17 protein-coding genes are annotated in these 19,503 nt (G+C 59.2%); 10 read left to right on the top strand and 7 right to left on the bottom strand.

Annotation, left to right across the window (positions count from 1 at the left end; genetic code table 11):
• From ACTO5E_RS04565 to ACTO5E_RS04535, 7 genes are all read left to right on the top strand, one after another.
• The coding region (locus ACTO5E_RS04565) for a GGDEF domain-containing protein (RefSeq protein ID WP_482301962.1) at window positions 1-700 on the top strand (700 nt) is incomplete at its 5' end.
• A 34-nt stretch (window positions 701-734) separates the two neighbouring features.
• On the top strand, window positions 735-1,682 hold the full coding sequence (argC, locus tag ACTO5E_RS04560; protein ID WP_482301960.1) for an N-acetyl-gamma-glutamyl-phosphate reductase: 948 nt from the start codon (window positions 735-737) through the stop codon (window positions 1,680-1,682).
• Window positions 1,683-1,762: 80 nt separating this feature from the next.
• The gene (locus ACTO5E_RS04555; RefSeq protein ID WP_482301959.1) at window positions 1,763-2,119 is read left to right on the top strand and encodes an Hpt domain-containing protein; all 357 of its coding nucleotides are present in this window, start codon (window positions 1,763-1,765) and stop codon (window positions 2,117-2,119) included.
• 7 nt (window positions 2,120-2,126) lie between these two features.
• Window positions 2,127-4,808, top strand: a complete 2,682-nt coding sequence (locus tag ACTO5E_RS04550) for a hybrid sensor histidine kinase/response regulator (RefSeq protein WP_482301957.1) — start codon at window positions 2,127-2,129, stop codon at window positions 4,806-4,808.
• A 707-nt stretch (window positions 4,809-5,515) separates the two neighbouring features.
• Entirely contained in the window at window positions 5,516-5,764 is a 249-nt protein-coding gene (gene secG / locus ACTO5E_RS04545) for a preprotein translocase subunit SecG (RefSeq protein ID WP_482301955.1), read from the top strand.
• A gap of 80 nt (window positions 5,765-5,844) precedes the next feature.
• The gene (locus ACTO5E_RS04540; RefSeq protein WP_482301954.1) at window positions 5,845-6,588 is read left to right on the top strand and encodes a GNAT family N-acetyltransferase; all 744 of its coding nucleotides are present in this window, start codon (window positions 5,845-5,847) and stop codon (window positions 6,586-6,588) included.
• 240 nt (window positions 6,589-6,828) lie between these two features.
• On the top strand, window positions 6,829-8,094 hold the full coding sequence (locus tag ACTO5E_RS04535; RefSeq protein WP_482301951.1) for a methionine gamma-lyase family protein: 1,266 nt from the start codon (window positions 6,829-6,831) through the stop codon (window positions 8,092-8,094).
• A 611-nt stretch (window positions 8,095-8,705) separates the two neighbouring features.
• On the opposite strand, the gene ACTO5E_RS04530 is transcribed toward ACTO5E_RS04535, so the two are convergent.
• The 6 genes from ACTO5E_RS04530 to ACTO5E_RS04505 form a co-directional block, all read right to left on the bottom strand.
• Window positions 8,706-9,539, bottom strand: a complete 834-nt coding sequence (locus ACTO5E_RS04530) for a sugar phosphate isomerase/epimerase family protein (RefSeq protein WP_482301950.1) — start codon at window positions 9,537-9,539, stop codon at window positions 8,706-8,708.
• A gap of 13 nt (window positions 9,540-9,552) precedes the next feature.
• Window positions 9,553-10,008, bottom strand: a complete 456-nt coding sequence (locus ACTO5E_RS04525) for a VOC family protein (protein ID WP_482301948.1) — start codon at window positions 10,006-10,008, stop codon at window positions 9,553-9,555.
• Between the two features lie 29 nt (window positions 10,009-10,037).
• Window positions 10,038-10,937 (bottom strand): carbohydrate ABC transporter permease, encoded by a 900-nt coding sequence (locus tag ACTO5E_RS04520; RefSeq protein ID WP_482301946.1) that lies wholly within the window; start codon window positions 10,935-10,937, stop codon window positions 10,038-10,040.
• 15 nt (window positions 10,938-10,952) lie between these two features.
• Entirely contained in the window at window positions 10,953-11,912 is a 960-nt protein-coding gene (locus ACTO5E_RS04515; RefSeq protein WP_482301944.1) for an ABC transporter permease, read from the bottom strand.
• A 378-nt stretch (window positions 11,913-12,290) separates the two neighbouring features.
• Window positions 12,291-14,027 (bottom strand): extracellular solute-binding protein, encoded by a 1,737-nt coding sequence (locus ACTO5E_RS04510; RefSeq protein ID WP_482301942.1) that lies wholly within the window; start codon window positions 14,025-14,027, stop codon window positions 12,291-12,293.
• Between the two features lie 62 nt (window positions 14,028-14,089).
• A complete protein-coding gene (locus tag ACTO5E_RS04505) occupies window positions 14,090-14,971 on the bottom strand; it encodes a TolB family protein (RefSeq protein ID WP_482301940.1) in 882 nt (293 codons plus the stop codon).
• 454 nt (window positions 14,972-15,425) lie between these two features.
• Here ACTO5E_RS04505 and ACTO5E_RS04500 point away from each other — a divergent pair, with 454 nt between their 5' ends.
• The 3 genes from ACTO5E_RS04500 (at window position 15,426) to ACTO5E_RS04490 (ending at window position 17,701) form a co-directional block, all read left to right on the top strand.
• Complete coding sequence (locus ACTO5E_RS04500; protein WP_482301939.1) at window positions 15,426-16,469, top strand: LacI family DNA-binding transcriptional regulator; 1,044 nt, start codon at window positions 15,426-15,428, stop codon at window positions 16,467-16,469.
• Window positions 16,470-16,542: 73 nt separating this feature from the next.
• Window positions 16,543-17,004: a VOC family protein gene (locus ACTO5E_RS04495; RefSeq protein ID WP_482301937.1), complete on the top strand. Its 462-nt coding sequence runs from the start codon at window positions 16,543-16,545 to the stop codon at window positions 17,002-17,004.
• 10 nt (window positions 17,005-17,014) lie between these two features.
• Window positions 17,015-17,701, top strand: coding sequence for an SDR family NAD(P)-dependent oxidoreductase (locus tag ACTO5E_RS04490; RefSeq protein ID WP_482301935.1), 687 nt, complete (start codon window positions 17,015-17,017; stop codon window positions 17,699-17,701).
• A 179-nt stretch (window positions 17,702-17,880) separates the two neighbouring features.
• Here the strand turns inward: ACTO5E_RS04490 and ACTO5E_RS04485 are convergent, their stop codons facing one another.
• Window positions 17,881-19,443, bottom strand: a complete 1,563-nt coding sequence (locus ACTO5E_RS04485) for a response regulator transcription factor (protein WP_482301933.1) — start codon at window positions 19,441-19,443, stop codon at window positions 17,881-17,883.
• Window positions 19,444-19,503 lie beyond the last annotated feature (60 nt).

Genomic DNA, 19,503 nt, shown 5'->3' with positions numbered 1-19,503 from the left:
TGAGGGCAAGATGAACTGCAACGGCGAGATGAGATGGTACCGCTTTGTGCTGCAGTCTTTGTGGACGGAGGATGAGCCCCCTGAGCTGCGGGGAGTCATTAGCAAGGCGGTGGACATTCACAGCTCCCGCAGCTATCTGGAAAACCTGGAACGCCGGGCCTCTTTGGACGGCCTGACCGGCCTTTTGAACCTGACCAGCGCCCAGAAGCAGGCAGAGGCCCGGCTGCGGGAAAACCCCGCGGACAATTATGCCCTGGCCTTTTTCGACTGCGACTTCTTCAAGCAGGCCAACAACACCTATGGGCACCTTTTTGGCAACAATCTGCTCATCCACATTGCCGAAAAGCTGCAAAAGACCACCCGAAGCGGGGATATTGTCTCTCGGGTGGGAGGAGACGAGTATGTGGTGTTCTTCCAGTACCACCAGGAGCTGGAGCCCATTATCCACCGAATCCACTCCGCCCTGCAGGGAGAGAATTTTGACGGCTTCACCATTTCGCTGAGCATGGGCGTGGCCACCACCGAGCAGATGGGCCCGGACTTTACAGCCATGATGCAGGCGGCCGACAAGGCCCTTTACGCCGTAAAGCAGGCGGGGCGGGGACAGTATAAATTCTATGATGGAAGCGAGACCTCGCTGACAGACGCCAAGGGCGCCAGCGTCTACACCAACCAGTCTGAGATTATTGAGTTTGAGTGAGGAGCGGGCCCCTGGGGACAGGAGGGGTAATTTTTTGAAAACAAAGGTATTTATTGACGGAAGCGAGGGGACCACAGGGCTGCGGATTCATGAGCGGTTTCAGCGGCGGGAGGACATTGCGCTGCTGGAGATCGATCCGGCGCTGAGAAAGGACCCGAATGAAAAGAAAAAGCTGATTAACGCCGCGGACTTTGTCTTTCTCTGCCTGCCGGACGAGGCGGCCAGGGAGTCTGCCGCGCTGGCGGAGAACCCGGCGGTCGTGGTGATCGACGCCTCCACCGCCCACCGGACCGAGCCGGGCTGGGCCTACGGGCTCCCGGAGCTGTCAGCAGCCCACAGGGCCGCTGTGCAGTCGGGCAAGCGGATTGCGGTGCCCGGCTGCTATGCCACAGGCTTTATCTCCCTGGTGTATCCTCTTATTGCGGGGGGCATTCTTCCCAAGGATTACCCGGTGAGCAGCTTTGGGCTCTCCGGCTACAGCGGGGCCGGCAAAAGGACCATCGCGGTCTATGAAGGCGAGGACCGGCCGGCAGAGCTCGCCTCCGGCAGAGCGTATGCCCTGACGCAGCAGCACAAGCACCTGAAGGAGATGCAGCGGATTACCGGGCTTGTCCGGACGCCGCTGTTCCTGCCGGTTATTGACGACTATTACAGCGGTATGCTGGTCTCTGTCCCCTTGTATTCTGAGCTGCTGGCAAAGGAAGCGGACCCGGCGTCGCTGGGGGCTTTCTACGAAGAATACTATCAGGGCCAGCGGTTCATTCAGGTTGCCAAAACCGGCGACCCGGCTGCGGCCAGCGGCTTTTTGGCCGGAAACGGCATGTCTGGCTGGGACGGCCTGAAAATTTATGCGACAGGAAATTCTGAGCGGATCGTAGTCTCCGCCCAGTTTGACAATTTGGGCAAGGGCGCGTCCGGCGCGGCCATTCAGTGCATGAACCTGGCGCTGGGCTGCAGCGAGGCGGAGGGGCTGTGCCTGTAGCCGGAAAAGCCGGTTTCTCCGCAAAAGGCGGGGCGGAAAAAGGATAAAAAAGTTATTTCACCAAAAGAAAGGGGATCGCCATGACGCTTCAGCAGTGCTATGAAAATCTGGGCGGCAATTATCAGGAGGTCAGCTCCCGGCTGCCCAGCGAAAAGTTCATTCAGAAATTTGTATTGAAATTTCTGGACGACAAGACCATCGAGCTGCTTCAGAGCTCCTGGGAGGCGGAGAACTACGAGGAGGCCTTCCGGGCGGCGCACACCATCAAGGGCATGTGCCAGAACCTGAGCTTTTCCCTGCTGCAGGAGAGCAGCAGCCAGCTGACCGAGGCCCTGCGGGGCGGCGTGACCCCAGAGGCCAAGGAGCTCTACCCCAAGGTGCTTGCGGACTTTGAAAAGACCGCAAGCGCCATAAAAGCCTATAAAGAAGGGCTGTGACACAGGAATGAACCAGCGTAAACCAGGGAAGGAGAATCCGAACCGCTTTTTGATCGGCAGTTTTATCGGCCTGTGCATTGCCACCTTTCTCATGTTCTTCCTTTTGGCCCATTATATGGAGGAGCAGAGCAGCGCCACTATCTCTCAGGTGGGCGGGACCTATATGAAGAGCCTTTCTGAGCAGATATCCATGCATTTCGGCACCACCATCGACCTGCGCCTGGACCAGGTGCGGAGCATGGTGGAGTCGATCGGCCCGGACTTTGAGCGGGAGGGCGTGGACCGGCACCAGGTGGTGGAGGAGCTGCGGGCGAGCAGCACGGCCCGGGGCTTTGAGCAGCTGGCCCTCCTCTCAGAGGACGGGGAGTTTGAGATGCTCCATGGGCCCGGCATCCACATCACCGACCCCCAGCCCTTTCTGGACTCTCTGCGCAATGGCAGCACCAAGGTGGCTGTGGGAACCGACGACATGGGCAACAGCATTGTGCTGCTGGGTGTGCCCGCCCGCTACCAGATGGACGGCGGCCAGCTGAGCCTGGCTTTGGTGGGCACCATTTCTACCAATTATATCACCGAGACTCTCTCGCTGGAAGTCAACGACAGCATGGTGTACTCCTTCATTATCCGCAAGGACGGCAGCTTTGTTATTCGCACCAGCGACGCTTACCGGGACAGCTACTTTGAGCGGGCGTTGAATCTGTATGACGAGGTGGAGGGCAAGACCCCTGAGACCTACATCCAGGAGATTTCCGCCGCCATGGAGACAGAGGATAACTACTCCACCGAGTTCACCATTGAGGGCGAGCGCCGCAGGCTGTTCTGCACCAAGCTCCCCTCCTCCGAGTGGTATCTGCTCACGGTGCTGCCCTATGGGTCCATCAATGAGAATATCGACCAGCTCAGCCAGCGGCTGCTGGCCGCGGGTTTTCTGTGCTGCGGAGTCATTTTTGGCGTGCTCGTCTTTATCTTCGTGGGCTACACCCGGATCAACCGGCGGCAGCTAAAGGCTGTGGAGGACGCCCGGGCAGCGGCAGAGCAGGCCCTCACCCTGGCGGTGGACGCCCGGCGGGAAGCCGAAAAGGCCCAGAAGCGGGCCGAACGGGCCACCCGGGCCAAAAGCGAGTTCCTCTCCAACATGAGCCACGATATCCGCACGCCCATGAACGCCATTGTGGGCATGACCGCCATTGCCACTGCCAATATGGACAACCCCCAGCAGATTCAGAACTGCCTGCATAAAATTTCCAATTCCAGCCGCCACCTGTTGGGGCTGATCAACGATGTGCTGGACATGTCCAAGATTGAGAGCGGTAAAATGACCCTCAGCTACGACCGGGTGTCGCTGCGGGAGATGATGGAGAGCATTGTCAGCATTGTGCAGCCTCAAATCAAGGCCAAGCACCAGAATTTTGGGGTCACTACCCTGAATATCACCTCTGAAAATGTTCTCACCGACAGTGTCCGCCTGAACCAGGTTATGCTCAACCTGCTGTCCAACGCTGTGAAGTTTACCCCTGACGGGGGCGACATCCAGGTGACCATGCAGCAGGAGCCCTCTCCCAAGGGAGACGGCTTTGTCCGGGTGCTGCTGTGGGTAAAGGACAATGGCATTGGCATGGCCCCTGATTTTATCGAGCACCTGTTCGACTCCTTTGCCCGGGAGGACAGCGCGCGGGTACACAAAACCGAGGGTACCGGCCTGGGCATGGCCATCACCAAATATATTGTTGACACCATGGGCGGCACTATAGATGTGGAGTCTACCCAGGGCAAGGGCACCCAGTTCCATGTGGCGCTGGATATGGAAAAGGCTGAGGCCACTGAGGCGGATATGATCCTTCCCCGGTGGAACATGCTGGTGGTGGACGATGACCGCCAGCTATGTGAGAGCACCGTGACAGCCCTGAAGTCCATTGGCGTCAACGCTGAATGGACCCTCTCGGGCGAGGAGGCTGTGCGCATGGTGGAGGCCCGCCACAAGAGGCGTGACGACTATCAGATTATTCTGCTGGACTGGAAGCTGCCCGGCATGGACGGCATCAGCACCACCCGCGCCCTGCGGAGAAATCTGGGAGACGAGCATATCCCCATCATCCTCATCTCCGCTTATGATTGGAGTGACATTGAGGACGACGCCAAGGCGGCGGGGGTCAGCGGTTTCATTTCCAAGCCTCTGTTCCGTTCCACCCTGTTCTACGGCCTGCGCCAGTATGCGGCGGAGGACGCCGCACTTCAACAGATGGCGGAGCAGCCGGAGGAGGCCGAGGCGCACACTGAGTCCGGGTTCAGCTTTACCGGCCGGCGGGTGCTGGTGGCAGAGGACAATGAGCTCAACTGGGAGATTGCCAGCGAGCTGCTGTCTGAATATGGTCTGGAGCTGGATTGGGCGGAGAACGGCCAGATTTGCGTGGATATGCTGAAGGATTCGGCTCCTGGGTATTACCAGGCGGTGCTTATGGATATCCGTATGCCGGTGATGACGGGTCTGGAAGCCGCCAGAGCGATCCGGGCGCTGGACCACGGGGACCAGGACCTGCCTATTATTGCCATGACCGCCGACGCTTTCTCTGAGGACGTGCAACGCTGTTTGGACGCGGGCATGAACGCCCACATTGCCAAGCCCATCGACGTGCGGGAGGTCCTGCGGCTGTTGGAGAAATTTATCACCGAGCGAGACCAGAAGTCTTAAAGCACACAATTTTCCGGGTATGTACTATCGGTAGGGGAGGAATGCCTCCCCTACTTTTTTGTTGCGAAAGTGAGCTGCTGATGTACGCGACCGTCAAAGCCCCCCATGTATTTATAGTAAACACACTTGAAAATCGGCATGTACCGATTTTCAAGCAAGGCAGCACGAGCTCACCCGCGAGGTAAAACCTCTTTTGAACTGTGACCCCAAAATCCGCCTGCCCACTTGCGTCACCCCAGTCAGCACCCCACCAAAAGCCTGCGGCAAGCCGCCGCTACTAACCGCGACCACAAGCTCCACTGCAAGCTGCCGCCAGCACTGGCTGTGCCTATGAGTTGACTTCGTCAACTCAGCGCCCCGCGTATTGGGTCCAGCGTCACGCTGGGCTTTGCAAAAAATTAGCCCGCTGGCGGGGCCGGGTCCGGCTCTGTCAGTGGGCGAGCAGCCGGAGCCCGGCCCGCCGTATTCTTCAGAGATTTCCTCCGGCCCTGCTGGGCAATACCGCTGCCAGGCACGCAAACGCTTCCGTGCCGCTGTTACTATTGTGGCCCGGCCTCCTCTCCTTATGCAGCCGCCCCAAAATTTTTTTGCAGAGAAAATGTGCGGAAAAGTGGGAAAGAAGTCTTGCAAAATGAGCCGGGACATGGTATAATCTATTGGTATGAAATGTGTGCCCGGGGACGGACGGGCATTTAGGAGGAAGAAGTATGACGGTTCTGGAAATTGTTTTCGCCATTGCGCTGCTGATTTTCTCGGTAGCTATCATCCTGGTGGTGCTCTTGCAGGAGGGCAACCAGAAAAACATGGGCGTTGTCACCGGCGGCGCGGACTCGTTCCTCTCCAAAAACAAGGCCCGGTCTGTGGACGCTTTTCTGTCCCGCTGGACCAAGGTGATTGCCATCGGTTTTTTTGTGCTGGTGCTGGTGGCCAACGCGGTGATGTATTTTGTCAAGTAAGTTCGCCTGTGTTGACCAAAAAGATGCCTCGCGGCTGAGCGGGGCATTTTTCTTTCCTTATGTGAAACAAGGAGGCGCGTATGATTCGCTTTGCGGAGAGCCCTGAGGACCAGGCCCGGCTTGACCGTCTGTGCCAGGGCTCGGCCCTGGGATGCCGTCTGCGGGCTGTGGCCGGGGCCTATGGCCTGGGCTGGGGCTTTGCCCAGTTCTGGCTCAGCGATACCGCTGCTTACTGCCTGCTGGACGGGACGCTCTCCGCTGTGGGACTGCCGGAGGACCCGGAGGAAGCCCGGGCCTTTATCCAGATGCTGGGGCCTGGTGCGCTGACCTGCTCCGCTGGGTTTTGCCAGGCGCTGGGCTGGACCGCCCACAGCGGCGGCCCGGTGCTGGCCAAGAACCTGCCCGCCGCAGCCGGGCCCGGCCCCGAATTTGTGCAGCCCTTCCCCGCCATCCCCCACATGGGGCGGCTGATGTCCGCCGCTGGTATGAGCCTGCATCAGGAGAGCTTCCACCTGGACCTGTCCCACAGGCTGCGGCATGGGGCTGCGCTCTCCTTTGGGACCTTTGAGGGCGCGAGGCTCACTGGCTGCGCGGTGGTGTCCGCTGTGACCCCAGAGGAGGCGGTGCTGTCCGCCTTGGCTGTGGAGGAGGCCTGCCGGGGGCAGGGGCTGGGCTCTGCTTTGCTGCGCCGGGTAGAGCTGGCTCTGCCTGGGCGGCGGCTGTACATTTTGCGGGAGGCAGGAAAGAACCGCAGCTTCTATGCCCGACGGGGATACAAGACCGCAGGGCGGTGGCGCAGTTTGGAGGGCACGGTGGCAGGTTGATGCAGGCATTGTGTTCTGGTGATACGCAGAGGCCCGGGGTGAGACTCCCATTCTGCCGTCTTAATTACAGAACAAAACCCGCTTGTGCTGCCGGCTCTGTCCTCAGGCAGTCACCACAAAGGTTGAAATCAAATGTTGCGGCAGGCCCCTATTTTGTCGAACCACGCCCCAGAGCCTTAGCCGGGGCGCAAGTGATATTTCTATTGACTGTCATATACTCACAGGAAGGATGATGCTATCATGGAAAATTTCCCGTACTTTAATCTGGACCCTGCTCTTGCCCAGGCGGCCGAGCGGGCCCGCCAGCGTGCCGCGTCCCAGTTTGAGAAAATTGAGGCGACCCAGCGGTGGAACCAGCAGAAGATGCTTGCCGCCTTTCAGCAGGCCCGGGTCAGCGAGAGCTGCTTTGCCGCCAGCACAGGCTATGGCTACGGCGACCGGGGCCGGGATGTGCTGGACCAGGTGTATGCCCAGGCCTTTGGGGCGGAGGATGCTTTGGTGCGGTACAACTTTGTCAGCGGCACCCACGCCCTCACTGTGGCGTTGTTTGGGGTGCTGCGCCCCGGCGACACGGTGCTGTGCGCCACAGGCACTCCCTATGACACCATTCAGGGGGTCTTTGGCCTGCCGGGACGGGAGGAGCCGGGCTGTCTCAAGGACTTCGGCATTGTCTACGAGCAGGTGGACCTTCTGCCGGACGGGACCCCGGACTATGAGGAGCTGGAGCGGGAGATCGGCCCGGAGTGTAAAATGGTGTACATCCAGCGTTCCCGGGGGTACAGCCTGCGGCCCTCGCTGACTGTGGCTGAAATTGAAAAGCTGGCCGCTCTGGCCAAGCGTCGGGCTCCTGGCTGTGTTGTGATGGTGGACAACTGCTATGGGGAGTTTATTGAGCGGGAGGAGCCCACGGCCCGGGGCGCGGACCTGATGGCGGGGTCTCTGATCAAGAACCCCGGCGGCGGCATTGCGCCCACAGGAGGGTACATTGCCGGGCGGCGGGACCTGGTAGAGCTGTGCTCCTACCGGCTGACCACCCCGGGCACCGGCCGGGAGCTGGGCTGCACCCTGGGCCACAGCCGGGAGCTGTTTTTAGGTGCTTTTCACGCTCCCTTTGCGGCGGGGGAGGCTCTGAAGACGGCAGTGTTCGCGGCAGCATTGTTCCGGGAGCTGGGCTACCCGGTGACCCCCGGCCCGGAGGAAATGCGGACAGACATCATTCAGGCCATTGAGCTGGGGAGCCGGGAGCGGCTTATTGCCTTTTGCCGGGGCATTCAGCAGGCCTCGCCGGTGGACGCTTTTGTGGCCCCGGAGCCCAGCCCCATGCCCGGGTATGACAGCGATGTTATTATGGCGGCGGGAGCCTTCACCCTGGGGTCCTCCATTGAGCTCTCTGCCGACGCGCCTCTGCGGGAGCCCTATGCGGTGTGGATGCAGGGCGGGTTGAACTTCCCCAGCGGCGAGCTGGGAGTGCTTATGGCCGCCCAGGCGGTTCAGGCTTTGGGGTGAGGCGAAGCCTCCCCTGGGGCCGTACATGGCAGCTGGGGCCAGGGGCTGCCTGGGAGTGTCTTGTCTCGCATTTTATTTGATGCACGGCCAGGGGTCCTTTCAGAGGCGAGCCAGCGTGTCCGCCCGTCTCTCCCAAGGCCCGGTTCCTCCAGGGAGTAGACAGATCATATCTACCCCTGCACAAAATCTGTGAAAGGGACACTCCCGAATGTCTGGGGGGTCTCACTGCCCTTGGCGGCAAGTCCCCATGCAGAATCCATGCACAAGCCCTAAAAGGGCATGGAACCAGCTACCTCTCAAGAGGTACTGAAAAGAGACTTTCCAAGTGCAATAACCGCCCTTCTGCCTGTAAACGGGTCAGTCTCTACTATACCTTAGACGTTTTATTCTTCACAATTCTATCCTCACCGGCTGAGCCGGTGGTTCATCGAGCTAAAGCAACAACAAGAAAGGACGGACAGGAAGCAGCTGCTTCTTGTCCGTCCTTTTCTATTGTGTCGGTAATGCAGTTTAAAAGAGGTATTCTATCTCTTTTAAATCAAGTAGCTTTGTTGCCGAGTTTAAAAGCCAGCATGTACCATTTTTTAATGCGCCTACTATTTCTGCGCTGGTTACAGAGTCAGCCCCATCTCTGCCGCCAGCCCCTTCAGGTAGCGGGTGGCCTCTACATAGTCCTGGGCCTCGGTCATGTGTTCCAGCATCAGGCAGGTGCGCTCCGGCAGCCGGGACACGCATTCCAGGTAGGTCCGGTAGTCCAGACCGCCGGCGCCGGGGCGGCACTCGTCCAGGTGCACGGTGAGCCTGCCCGCAAGACGGATGTCCTTGGCGTGGCAGCTGCGGACGCGGTCCCCCAGCTTCTGGAACCAGTCCCGAATCACCTCGCCGTTGCGGTAGTAGAGGGCCGGGCTGTTGATTACGTTCACCATGTCCAGGTGCACGCCAAAGCCGGGCCGGTCAATAGCCTCAATCAACGCCAGGTAGGACTCCGGGGTGTCCGGATACATCCAGGGCATGGGCTCAAGGGAATAGCAGGTGTTCTGAGGGTTCACCCTGTCGATAATGCGCTGAGTGGTGAGGACAATGTCCTCAAAGGCCTTGGGGGTGAAATTGTCCGGATGGGGGCCGTCCCACTGGGCGCTGTAGGAGCCCGCGATATTCACGCAGCAGTTGGCCCCCACATAGTCCGCCAGCTCCAACTGGCGGACTGCCCGGTCCACTGCCTCCTCCCGCTTTACCGGGTCCTGGTCCAGGGTGTTGTTCCACACCCCGATCTCGCAAATCACCAGGTCCGCTTCCCGGGCCGCGTCCCGGTAGCCGTCAATCAGGCTCTGGGGCGCGGTGTGGTCCACTGGGAAGTACACAGCCGAGTAGCCTGCCGCCAGAGCGGCCTGGGCCCACTCCTGGGGGCTGGTCCAGGGCTGGAAGATGAATCCGCCGAATCGCACGCCTGTCCCCCCCTTACCGTACCGGCTTGATGTTCAGGTTGACGCCCAGCAGGTCCTCGCTGTCCACAATGGTCCAGCTGCTGCCCGGGTAGATACCCAGGGTGCGGTTCACGTCATAGCCCTCTGCGGCCAGCTCCTGGATGATCTTGTCCCGGTCGCCGCCCACCTCAAAGCCCAGGTGGTGTACGCCGTTCCCGTGCCGGTCCAGGTACTCCTGGAAGGAGCTTTCGCCCCCGGCGGGCTGGTGGAGCTCAATGACAAAATTCCCCATGTCGATATTGCAGACCTTCAGGTCGCAGCTGACAGGCTTGCCCCGGTAGGTGTAGTTGTCGCCGCCTTCCAGGTGGTTCACATGCACCTGGGGGGGCTCGACGCCCAGCAGGGCGGCCCAGGCCTTGGCAGCGGCCTCAATGTCTTTGACAATAATATTGATTTGAATAAAGCCCTCTTTTTTGACAGGCGTGTTCATGGTGCATTCTCCTTTTTTATTTTGACTTATTAGCCCTTCACACTGCCCATGACCAGGCCAGTGGTAAAGTATTTTTGCAGGAAGGGATAGACGCACAGCACCGGCACCATGGCCAGGAACATCTGGGCCGCGTTGGTGGTGCGGGCGTTCACCAGGTTCAGGTAGGTGCCCATCTCCTGGCTGACATTGGTGACGTTCCGGAAGAAGGCCTCCGGGTTGATGACCACGGTTTGCAGATAGGTTTGCAGGGGATAGCGGGTGGTGGCGTTCATGTAGATCATGCCGTCAAACCAGCTGTTCCAGTGGAAGACAAAGGCGAACAGGGTCACTGTGGCCAAGGTGGGGGTGCACACAGGCAGAATGACCCGGAACAGGGTGGAAATATGCCCGGCCCCGTCAATATAGGCGGCCTCCTCCAGCTCCTTGGGCAGGCTGCGCATGTAGTTCATCACCACCAGCATGTTGAAGACGTTCACCGCGCCGGGCAGAATCAGCGCCAGCAGGGTGTCCATCAGCCCGGTCCACTTCACCACCAGATAGTTGGGGATCAGTCCGCCGTTGAACAGAATGGTAATGACAAAGAACCAGGAGAAAATATTACGGGCCCGGAACTCTGTGGTGGATTTGGACAGAGGATAGGCTGTGAGGATGATAAGGGCAATGTTCAGGGCCACGCCCAGAATGGTGCGCTGCACCGAAATGCCCAGGGAGGTGATAAACTGCCCGTTGGTGAGAATGAAGCTGTAGGCCGCGGTGTTGAACTCCACCGGCCAGAAGGTGACCTGGTTGGAGGCCACCGCCACCTTGCTGGAAAAGGACATGGCCAGCAGGTTGATGATGGGCAGAACGCAGATGAGGGACATGGCTGTAAGCAGCAGGTAGTCAAAAGCCATGAAAATTTTACGGGAGGGCGTTGATCTGATCTTCATTCTATAATACCTCCCTCAGAATATCCGGTAGCCGGCAAAACGGTCGGCCATCCAGTAAGACGCGGTGATAAAGACCAGGGACACCCCGGACTTGAACAGGCCCGCCGCGGTGGACAGGGCGAACTGGGTGCGCTCAATACCCAGGCGGTAGACAAAGGTATCCAGAATGTCGCCGGTGGAATAGACCGCAGGGCTGTACAGGTTGTAGATCTGGTCAAAGCCGCCGTTGAGGATGTCCGCCATGCTGAGCACAGTCATGAGCACAATGGTGCTGAGAATGCCCGGCAGGGTGATGTGCCAGGTCTGCCGCCAGCGGCCCGCGCCGTCGATGGAGGCGGACTCGTAGAGGGCGGGGTCCACCCCGGTGAGGGCGGCCAGGTAGATGACCGACTTGAAGCCGAAGTTCTTCCACACATCGGTGACCACCATGGTAATGGGGAACCAGAAGGAGTCTCCCAGGAAGAAGGGCGCCTTGCCCCCCAGGGCCGTGAAAAGCCGGCCCACAATGCCGCTGCTGGGAGAGAGGATATCCACAAAGATGCCGGAGAGGATGATCCAGGAGAGGAAGTTGGGCAGGTACACCATGGTTTGGTAGGTGCGCTTGAGGCCGGACTTTCTCACCTCATTGAGCAGCAGGGAGAAGGTGACCGGGACAATGATGTTGCCTACCATCTTTGCCAGAGAGATGACAATGGTGTTGCGGATGACCGGCCAGAAGTTGGGCATGGAGAACAGATTCTGGAAGTTCTTCAGGCCCACCCATTCTGAGCCGAACAGTCCGTTGGCGGGGTTGAATTTCTGAAACGCGATCACGGTGCCCACCATGCCGCCGTAAGAATAAATGGCCACCAGCACAACAGCTGGAATCAGCATGAGATAAAGGGGCAGCTCCCGCTGAAAGCGGTCTTTGCGCCGGGCGGGACCGGCCGCGGGTTTTTCCAGGGCCTTTCCGGCCTGAGAGGATCGACTGCTCACTGGATGATTCACCACCTAAATGATTTTTGGGGACTGGGGTTTGCTTGGGGACTGGGAAAATGTATTTTTGGAGGAGCGGAAGGGTCTTCCTCCTAGGGCTTGTTTGAAAAATCGAAAACGCCGTCTTTTTACCTAGAAGCAGCCATCTTCTGTGTCGAAAATCCTCGTAATACGCAAGTATTGGCGTAGTTAGCGTAGCTAACTACAGCGGTTCTTCTCCTTGAAGCTGACCGCTTCTGGTCAAAATTCCGTCATTTCCCCTATTTTCAAACAAGCCCTAATCAACGGGCCCGAAGCAAATCTCTTCGCCCCGGGCCCATTGAACCAATTCTTCTATCTCGAAATCAGGAGGTAAGCTTTTTGATGAGAGACTCTCTTTTACTCAGCGGGATAGAGCTTTTCCAGCTCGTCGATGGTCTCCTGTCCGCCGGCATTCAGCCACTCGGTTACAAACTGGTCAAAGTGGTCCACAGGCTTCACGCCGGTGATGATGTCGGTGAACTCCTGCAGCACCATGTCGCCCAGCACAGAGGAATTCTGCACCCAGATGTCGGGAATGTCGTTGGCCATAATGTTGACCACTTCCTCACCAGCCGCCTGGTGGGCCAGGTCGATGGGCATGGAGCCGTAGGGGCTGATCTGTCCCCAGGTGCCGTAGGCGTTGGTGTCGTCCTTCAGGGGGCCGTCGCCATAGCCAAAGCCGGTGGAGTAGTTATAATACTGCAGCGCGGTGCCGCCCAGAGAGTCGCCGGAGCCTGCGTCGATAGCAGCCAGCACCTGCTCGGAGAACAGCTCGGTAGGAATGCCGATGAAGATGGGGCAGAAGCGGTACTGCTCGTCAGCCCAGTAGGTCTTGAAGTCCTCCTCGCTGCCGCTGATGGCAGTCTTCTCGTAGAGGTTCAGGATCTTGATAAGGGCCTCGGGGTTCTCGCACTTGGAGCTGATCATGAACAGATCGCCGGTCTGGTTGCTGAGGACGCCCATCTGGGGCTTTATGCCGTCCACCACAGGAATCCGGTAGGGCCGGGTGATGACGCCGTCGGCCTGATAGGTCAGGTTGAAGGGATGCCAGTCGCCCCAGCAGGCATGATACATCATGCCGATTTTGCCGGTGGCCACGTCGGTCTCCATGTTGGACACGTCCTTCACCACGAACTCGGGGTCAATCAGGCCCTCGTCATACATCTGCTTGGCCACGGTCAAAGCGTCCTTGCAGGCGGGATTCAGGTAGGAGTTGGTGATCTTGCCGTCCTCGCCCCGGTAGAAGATGCCGGTGCTCTGGAAGGCGGGCACGCCATAGGCCGCGAACAGGCCGTTCAGGGTGCCGTAGTTGTTCTGCAGAACATCGCCGGCCATGCCAAAGCCATAGGTATCGTCCACGCCGTTGCCGTCCGGGTCTTCCTTGGTGAACTTGCGGGCCAGCTCTACCATCTCCTCCACTGTGGTGGGAGGCTCAGACTTGGTGTTCTCCAGCCAGTCGTCCCGAATCCACAGGTTAAAGGCCTGGTGGAAGTTGTCTACCATATAGGGGTAGGCGTACATTTTGCCGTCGAACTTTACGCCCTCAAAGCAGTCGGGGAACTGCTCCTCATAGGCCTTTACCGCGTCGGAGGCATACTGGTCGTAGACGCCGGTGATGTCCATAATATAGCCGGCCTCATAGGCCTGCTTGAAGTAGGTGTGGTCGCTGTGGCGGAACACGTCCGGCAGGTCGTCGGAGGCCAGCAGGGTGTTCAGCTTGTTGTTGTAGGCGTCGGTGCTGATATCGGCGGTAAAGGCAATCTCTACGTCGATGTTCAGGTCGTCCTTGATCTTGCGGGTCCACACATTGTTCTCAAAGGTGTCCCCATCCTTGAACTGCTGCACCGCAGAGGACTGCATGCCCACGGTGATGGTGACAGGCTCGGCATAGGGGGCGAGGGGGCCGTCGTCAGGGTTGCCGGTCTCGCCGGTCCCGCTGCTCTCCGCCTCTCCCGAGGACCCGGAGGCCTCAGAGGACTCCGGCTTGGAGGAGGAGCTGCCAGAGCTGGAATCGCCGCCGCAGGCCGCCAGGCTGACCAGCAGGCACAGGGCCAGCAGCAAAGTCAGCACACGCTTGCTCAGTTTGGTTTTCATGTCTCTTTCCATCCTTTCATTTCAGGGTTGCTTGGGTCCGCAGAGCCCGGCGCTGCCGTGGCTTACGGACGGATCTCATAGCGGACGAAAGCGAAGCTTTTGCTGTCAGGAGACCAGGAGTTCACATTGATGGTCCCCTGCCCCCCAAAGAGGGACACAATGGTCTTGAGGGGGCCGCCGGCCGCAGGCATCAGCTTCAGCTCCACGTCCTTGTGGGGGACGTGCTCGTGGGGCTCTACATCGCCTTTGCGATAGCCCAGCATGACCACCCACTGGCGGTCCGGAGAGATGTGAGGGAACCAGATGTTCCAGTCCTCCTCAAAGGTCATCTGGGTCTGCTCCGACCCATCCGCCCGCATACGGAAGGCCTGCATCAGCCCTGCCCGCACCGAGTTGAACCAAATGTACTCTCCGGCGCTGTCATACTCTGGGCCATCGTTCAGGCCCGGCGCGTCGGTCAGCCGGGTCTCCTCGCCGCCCTCCGCCGGAATGGTGTAGACGTCAAACTCGCCGTTTCGCTGGGCGCAGTAGGCAAGGGTCTTTCCATCCGGGGACCAGCCGTGGAGATAGCTGGGCGCCAGAGGCGTCACCAGCCGGGGAACGCCCCCGGTAATGGGCACGGTGTAAATCCGGGACTGGCGGTCCTCTTTGACGCCGTGGCTGACGGCAATGCTCTGGCCGTTGGCGGAGAGAACGTGGTCGTTATTACAGTTCCCCACAAAGCCTGTGTCTATCAGCGTGCTCTCGCCGGTTTTCAGGCAGAAGCGGTAGACCCGCCCCTCGCTGTTATAGACCAGAAAGCTGCCGTCCGGCGACCAGTTGGGAGCCTCGATAAGGTACTCGAATTCCGCCAGAGTCTCACACTCGCCGGCGTCCATATGGTACACCTGGAGGATGGAACGGTCGCGGGAGCGGTCCCACAGATCAACTTTGTCTTGTGCCAATCGCTTTCAACTCCTTTTCCTCCGGAAAGGGCCGGGCCTGGGAAAAACTTCCGAAAATCCGGCATTTTTTGGCCTTCCGGCTATTTTATGCGCCCTTCGACGGTATGTTGTCCAGCAGGGCTATTCATCGGGTTCATTATATCATGATAAACGCGCGTTTGCAAGAGGCAAAATACGATTTAGCATATATGTACTTATTATATGAGTTCATTTTGTGCATAACTCACAATCATACGTTTTCACACCGATTTTTCAGCGATCCCCCTTGACAGCTGAAAGCCAAAAATGCTAGTATATTTCTGCGTGAATGCGTGTTTATATTCTTTTGCCACCTCCTACTTCCTTCCCATTTTCCGCCGCAATATCACAAAGCTTCTTCTATACCACTTTACTTTTCTACCCGTATGTACTAAAATATAAACAGCTATGAACAAGTCAGAAGGAGCGCGGCAGCATGAAACGAATCAGCAGCAACGACATTGCCCGGCTGGCGGGAGTATCCCGCAGCACAGTGAGCCGGGTAATAAACGGGTATTCCAACGTTCCCCCCGAGACCTATGAACGGGTGATGAAGGTCATTAAAGAGCACCACTACTATCCCCAGATTTCCGCCCGGGTTCTTTCGGGCAAAAGCACCAACACCATCGGCCTGTTCTGGGTGGGCCGCAGCCGTTTGGCTATGGACCCTTTGACCAGCCAGTATTTTATGCTGATGGTGGACGCCGCCGCGGAGCGGGGCTATCTGGTGCTGGCCTGCTTTCTGGACGATCTCGAGGAGAAGTCCAATGTGCAGAACGTGCGGAAAATCTTTATGGAGGGGCGCATTGACGCGGGCATTTTCATCGGCGTCAGCAACACCGAGCCCCTTTTGGACGAGCTGCTGGAAATGGACAAGATTGTGGGCATCTTCGACTACTTCCATGAGGGAGAGGACCAGCCCCACCGCATTTCCTCCAATTTTGAGCGGGACTCCGGGGAGGCGGTCATCGACTATCTGTACAGCCTGGGGCACCGGAAAATTGCGGTGATTGACGGGGACCTGAGCCGCCTGAGCTGCATCCACCGCCACGAGAGCTACATGCGGGGCATGCTGAAGCACCGGCTGACCCTGAAAAACAAGTGGATGGCCTATGGCGGCATTGAGGAGAAGACCGGCTACCCTGCCGCCAAGCAGCTGCTGGAGGGCTGTATGGACGACCTGCCCACAGCGGTCTGCGCCAACAACGACGGGGTGGCTTTTGGGGTCTACCGGGCCTGCGCCGAGCTGGGGCTGCGCATTCCGGAGGACATCTCGGTGGTGGGCATGGACGCCCGGCCTGAGGGCAAAACCACTTCTCCCCCGCTGACCTCCTATGCCTATGACTTCCATCAGCTGTTTTCCTCTTTGATCTACCGGGTGATTGACACCATTGAGGAAAAGCCCGACGTGCCCCAGGTGGAGTTCTTCCCTGGCACCCTGTTGTGCCGGGGGTCCTGCGCCCCGCCCAGAACAGAATAAACACGCGTTCATTCTACATGTCTCAACCATAGTAAAAGCATCTTTGCAATCAGCAGAAAGCGAGGACTCAAAAATGGCAGGAATAATCAATAACAATCTGTTGGCCCAGGTGGGCTTCATCGTTCGCGACATTGAGGCCACCAAGCGGAAATTCGCGGAGTTTTTCGGCGTGCCCGTGCCCGACCACTTTGACGGCGGCAAGTATGAGGTGACCGGTACGACAGTAGAGGGCCAGCCCGCCCCGGACGCCAACTGCTGGATGGCCTTTTTCGACGTGGGCCCCGGCATTCAGATCGAGCTGATTCAGCCCAACGGTGTTAAAAGCACCTGGCAGGACTTTTTGGACCAGCACGGGGAGGGCATTCATCACATCGCCTTCCAGGTGAAGGGGATGGACGAGAAAATTGCCAGCTGCGAGAATTTCGGCATGAAATGCGTGCAGCGGGGCAAATATGGCGGGGGCAACGGCGAATACGCCTATATGGACGCCCACGGCGACCTGAAATGCCTGATTGAGCTTTTGGAAAGCTACTGAGGACCGGCCTATGAAGAAGATCATTGTCATCGGCGCCTCTCAGGGCCTGGGGCTGGCCCTGACCCGCTCTCTGCTGGAGGCGGGCTGTCAGACCGCGGCCGGCGTGCTGGGGGACGAGGCCCTTGCCCCGCTGAAGGAGCAGTACCCGGACCAGCTGCTGGTCTTTCCTGGGGACGTGACCGACATGGCCCAGCTGAAAGCCGGAGCCGCCCAGTGTGAGGCCTTTATGGGCCAGGCTGACGCAGTGTGCGTAGTGGCCGGGGTGCTGCTGCCCAAGGACCGGGTCAGGCTGCTGCACGAATGCGACCTGGCCGAGCTGGAAAAGACCTTTCAGGTGAACACCTTTGGCCCCATCCGGGCGGCCCAGAGCTTTTTGCCTGTGCTGCGGCCCGGCGGGCAGTTCTTTGTTGTCACTTCTGAGGGGGTGGGCATCAAGAGCTGCGGCACCTGGGTGCCCTGCTACGGGCTGTCGAAAGCGGCGGCCACCAAGGTCTGCGGCATTCTCAACGCCTCGTATCCTCAAGCGGACTTTTACGCGGTACATCCCGGGCGCATGAACACCGAAATGGGGCGTACTACCGCCCAGATTGAGCCGGAGGAGACTGCCGCCTCCATGTGCCGGATGTTGCAGGGAGAGATTCCGCTGCAGCGGGAGAGCTGGTATATTGACTACAAGGGGGAGGCCATGGAGGCCTGAGAATGGGCCGGCGCTTCTCTCTGCAAAGTAAACAAATGACCCTGTCCGCGGTTCCCGCAGGCAGGGTCATTCTTATTGGGGGGACAAAAGACTATCGCGGAGCCTACCGCGTTGTGTAATACTGCCTTTGGGCTTGTGACGTCTGCCGGACAACGCCGCTGGTTTGCTGTGCCCCAGACCTATTCGGCACAGGCCGTCTGCTTACGGTAGGCTGCGGGCGTCTGTCCTGTCTTCTTCTTGAAAATGTGGGAGAAGTACGAAAAATTGATATACCCCAGCCGGGCGGAGATCTGGCTTACAGACAGCTGGGTGTTTTTCAGCAGGGCGCAGGCTGTCTCCACCCGACGCTCCACAATGTAGTCCAGCAGGGTGATGTTCTCCTGCCGCTTGAAGGCGTGGGAGAGATACTCCGGGTTCACCCCCACATAGGCCGCTATGGTCCCCCGGGACAGGTCGCCATTGATAATGTTGCCGTCAATGTACACCTTCGCCAGGTCCGCCACCGAGCGTTTCTCCCCGCCGGGGTTCAGCTGGGCTCCGGCCTCCTCCATAATTTCCGCCACCCGGGCCTTCACCTGGCCGGGCTCCAGCTCTGTCTGGGGGCCAATGACATAGCCGCCCTTGCCCCGCCGCTTCATCACCCCGTCAATCACCCGTTCCAGGTCCTGCCAGAACCAGCACAGCGCCGCCCGGTTCCAGGCCTGGCGCTCCACGCAGGCGTCCAGATACTCTCCGATCTTCCCCAGCAGCTTCTCCGTCTCCCCCACCTCCAACAGCATGGACCACAGCTGCACCTCCGGCTTGAAGTAGAACACCTCCTGCCGGTCGCTGGTGGCAAGCACCACCACGCCCCCCTCCATCTGCTCCTGACGGCTGAAAAACCGGTACGTCTGCCGGAACTGGGCCGACAGCCTCTCCAGGGGCTGAGGGTCCGCCACGCAGAAGAACAGGCGGGTATTCAGCCACTCCTGGGCATAGCCGTTCATACACTGACAGTCCCGCACCAGGGGCTCGGTGCAGGCCTCCTCTCCCTGGGGATGGCGGATGATATAATAATTGCTGTTGCCCACAAAGGCCGGCAGCACCCCTGTCAGGCCGTCAAAAATGTCCTGGGCAATATTGTTCAGGGCGTACCGTATCTCGTCCCGGCGAAACTGAAACTGGGACTCCTCCGCATAGGGCCGCCAGTGGGAGAACACCAGGGAAAACCGGTCCCCGGCCCGCAGCTCCACCCCCAGCTGCTCCGCCTCCCGGAGGATTGCCCCCTGGTTGTCCGCCACTGTGTTGCTGATCACATTCATCCAGAACTGGTTGACCAGCCCATGCCGCCGCTTCAGCTCCTGGGCCTGACTGTCCTGGCGGCGCTGCTGGGTGGCTTTCTCCACCGCCATGGCGATCACCTTCTCCATCTCCCCGTGCTGGATGGGCTTGAGCACATAGCCCACGCAGCCCAGGGTCAGGGCCCGCTGGCAATAGGCAAACTCCGCGTGACCGGTGAGCACAAAGCTCACCACAGGCAGGCGGCGTTCCTGTATCCATTCCAGAATTTCCAGGCCGTTGCGGGAGCCCAGCTCAATGTCGCAGATCATCACATCCACCCGCTCCTTCTCCAGCACTGCCACGGCCTGGTCCACACTGTAGGCTGTGTGCACCTGGGAAATATTCAGCTTCTCCCAGTCATATTGGGCGCGAATGGTGTTGACGATGAGGATTTCGTCATCCACGATCAGCAAATGGTTCATTCTTCTCCTCCTTTGTCCTTTGGGGACGCTCCACCGCCTGCGGGAACGCCAATCTCCACC

It is taken from the genome of Acutalibacter sp. (assembly GCF_056800975.1).
This window is presented reverse-complemented; position numbering and strand designations above follow the sequence as displayed.

What these genes read in the sequence shown, in the direction of transcription:
- ACTO5E_RS04555 (WP_482301959.1), top strand. Translation starts at nt 1,763, where the DNA reads ATGACGCTTCAGCAGTGCTATGAAAATCTGGGCGGCAATTATCAGGAG.
- ACTO5E_RS04550 (WP_482301957.1), top strand. Translation starts at nt 2,127, where the DNA reads ATGAACCAGCGTAAACCAGGGAAGGAGAATCCGAACCGCTTTTTGATC.
- secG (WP_482301955.1), top strand. Translation starts at nt 5,516, where the DNA reads ATGACGGTTCTGGAAATTGTTTTCGCCATTGCGCTGCTGATTTTCTCG.
- ACTO5E_RS04540 (WP_482301954.1), top strand. Translation starts at nt 5,845, where the DNA reads ATGATTCGCTTTGCGGAGAGCCCTGAGGACCAGGCCCGGCTTGACCGT.
- ACTO5E_RS04535 (WP_482301951.1), top strand. Translation starts at nt 6,829, where the DNA reads ATGGAAAATTTCCCGTACTTTAATCTGGACCCTGCTCTTGCCCAGGCG.
- ACTO5E_RS04525 (WP_482301948.1), bottom strand. Translation starts at nt 10,008, where the DNA reads ATGAACACGCCTGTCAAAAAAGAGGGCTTTATTCAAATCAATATTATT.
- ACTO5E_RS04520 (WP_482301946.1), bottom strand. Translation starts at nt 10,937, where the DNA reads ATGAAGATCAGATCAACGCCCTCCCGTAAAATTTTCATGGCTTTTGAC.
- ACTO5E_RS04510 (WP_482301942.1), bottom strand. Translation starts at nt 14,027, where the DNA reads ATGAAAACCAAACTGAGCAAGCGTGTGCTGACTTTGCTGCTGGCCCTG.
- ACTO5E_RS04500 (WP_482301939.1), top strand. Translation starts at nt 15,426, where the DNA reads ATGAAACGAATCAGCAGCAACGACATTGCCCGGCTGGCGGGAGTATCC.
- ACTO5E_RS04495 (WP_482301937.1), top strand. Translation starts at nt 16,543, where the DNA reads ATGGCAGGAATAATCAATAACAATCTGTTGGCCCAGGTGGGCTTCATC.
- ACTO5E_RS04490 (WP_482301935.1), top strand. Translation starts at nt 17,015, where the DNA reads ATGAAGAAGATCATTGTCATCGGCGCCTCTCAGGGCCTGGGGCTGGCC.
- ACTO5E_RS04485 (WP_482301933.1), bottom strand. Translation starts at nt 19,443, where the DNA reads ATGAACCATTTGCTGATCGTGGATGACGAAATCCTCATCGTCAACACC.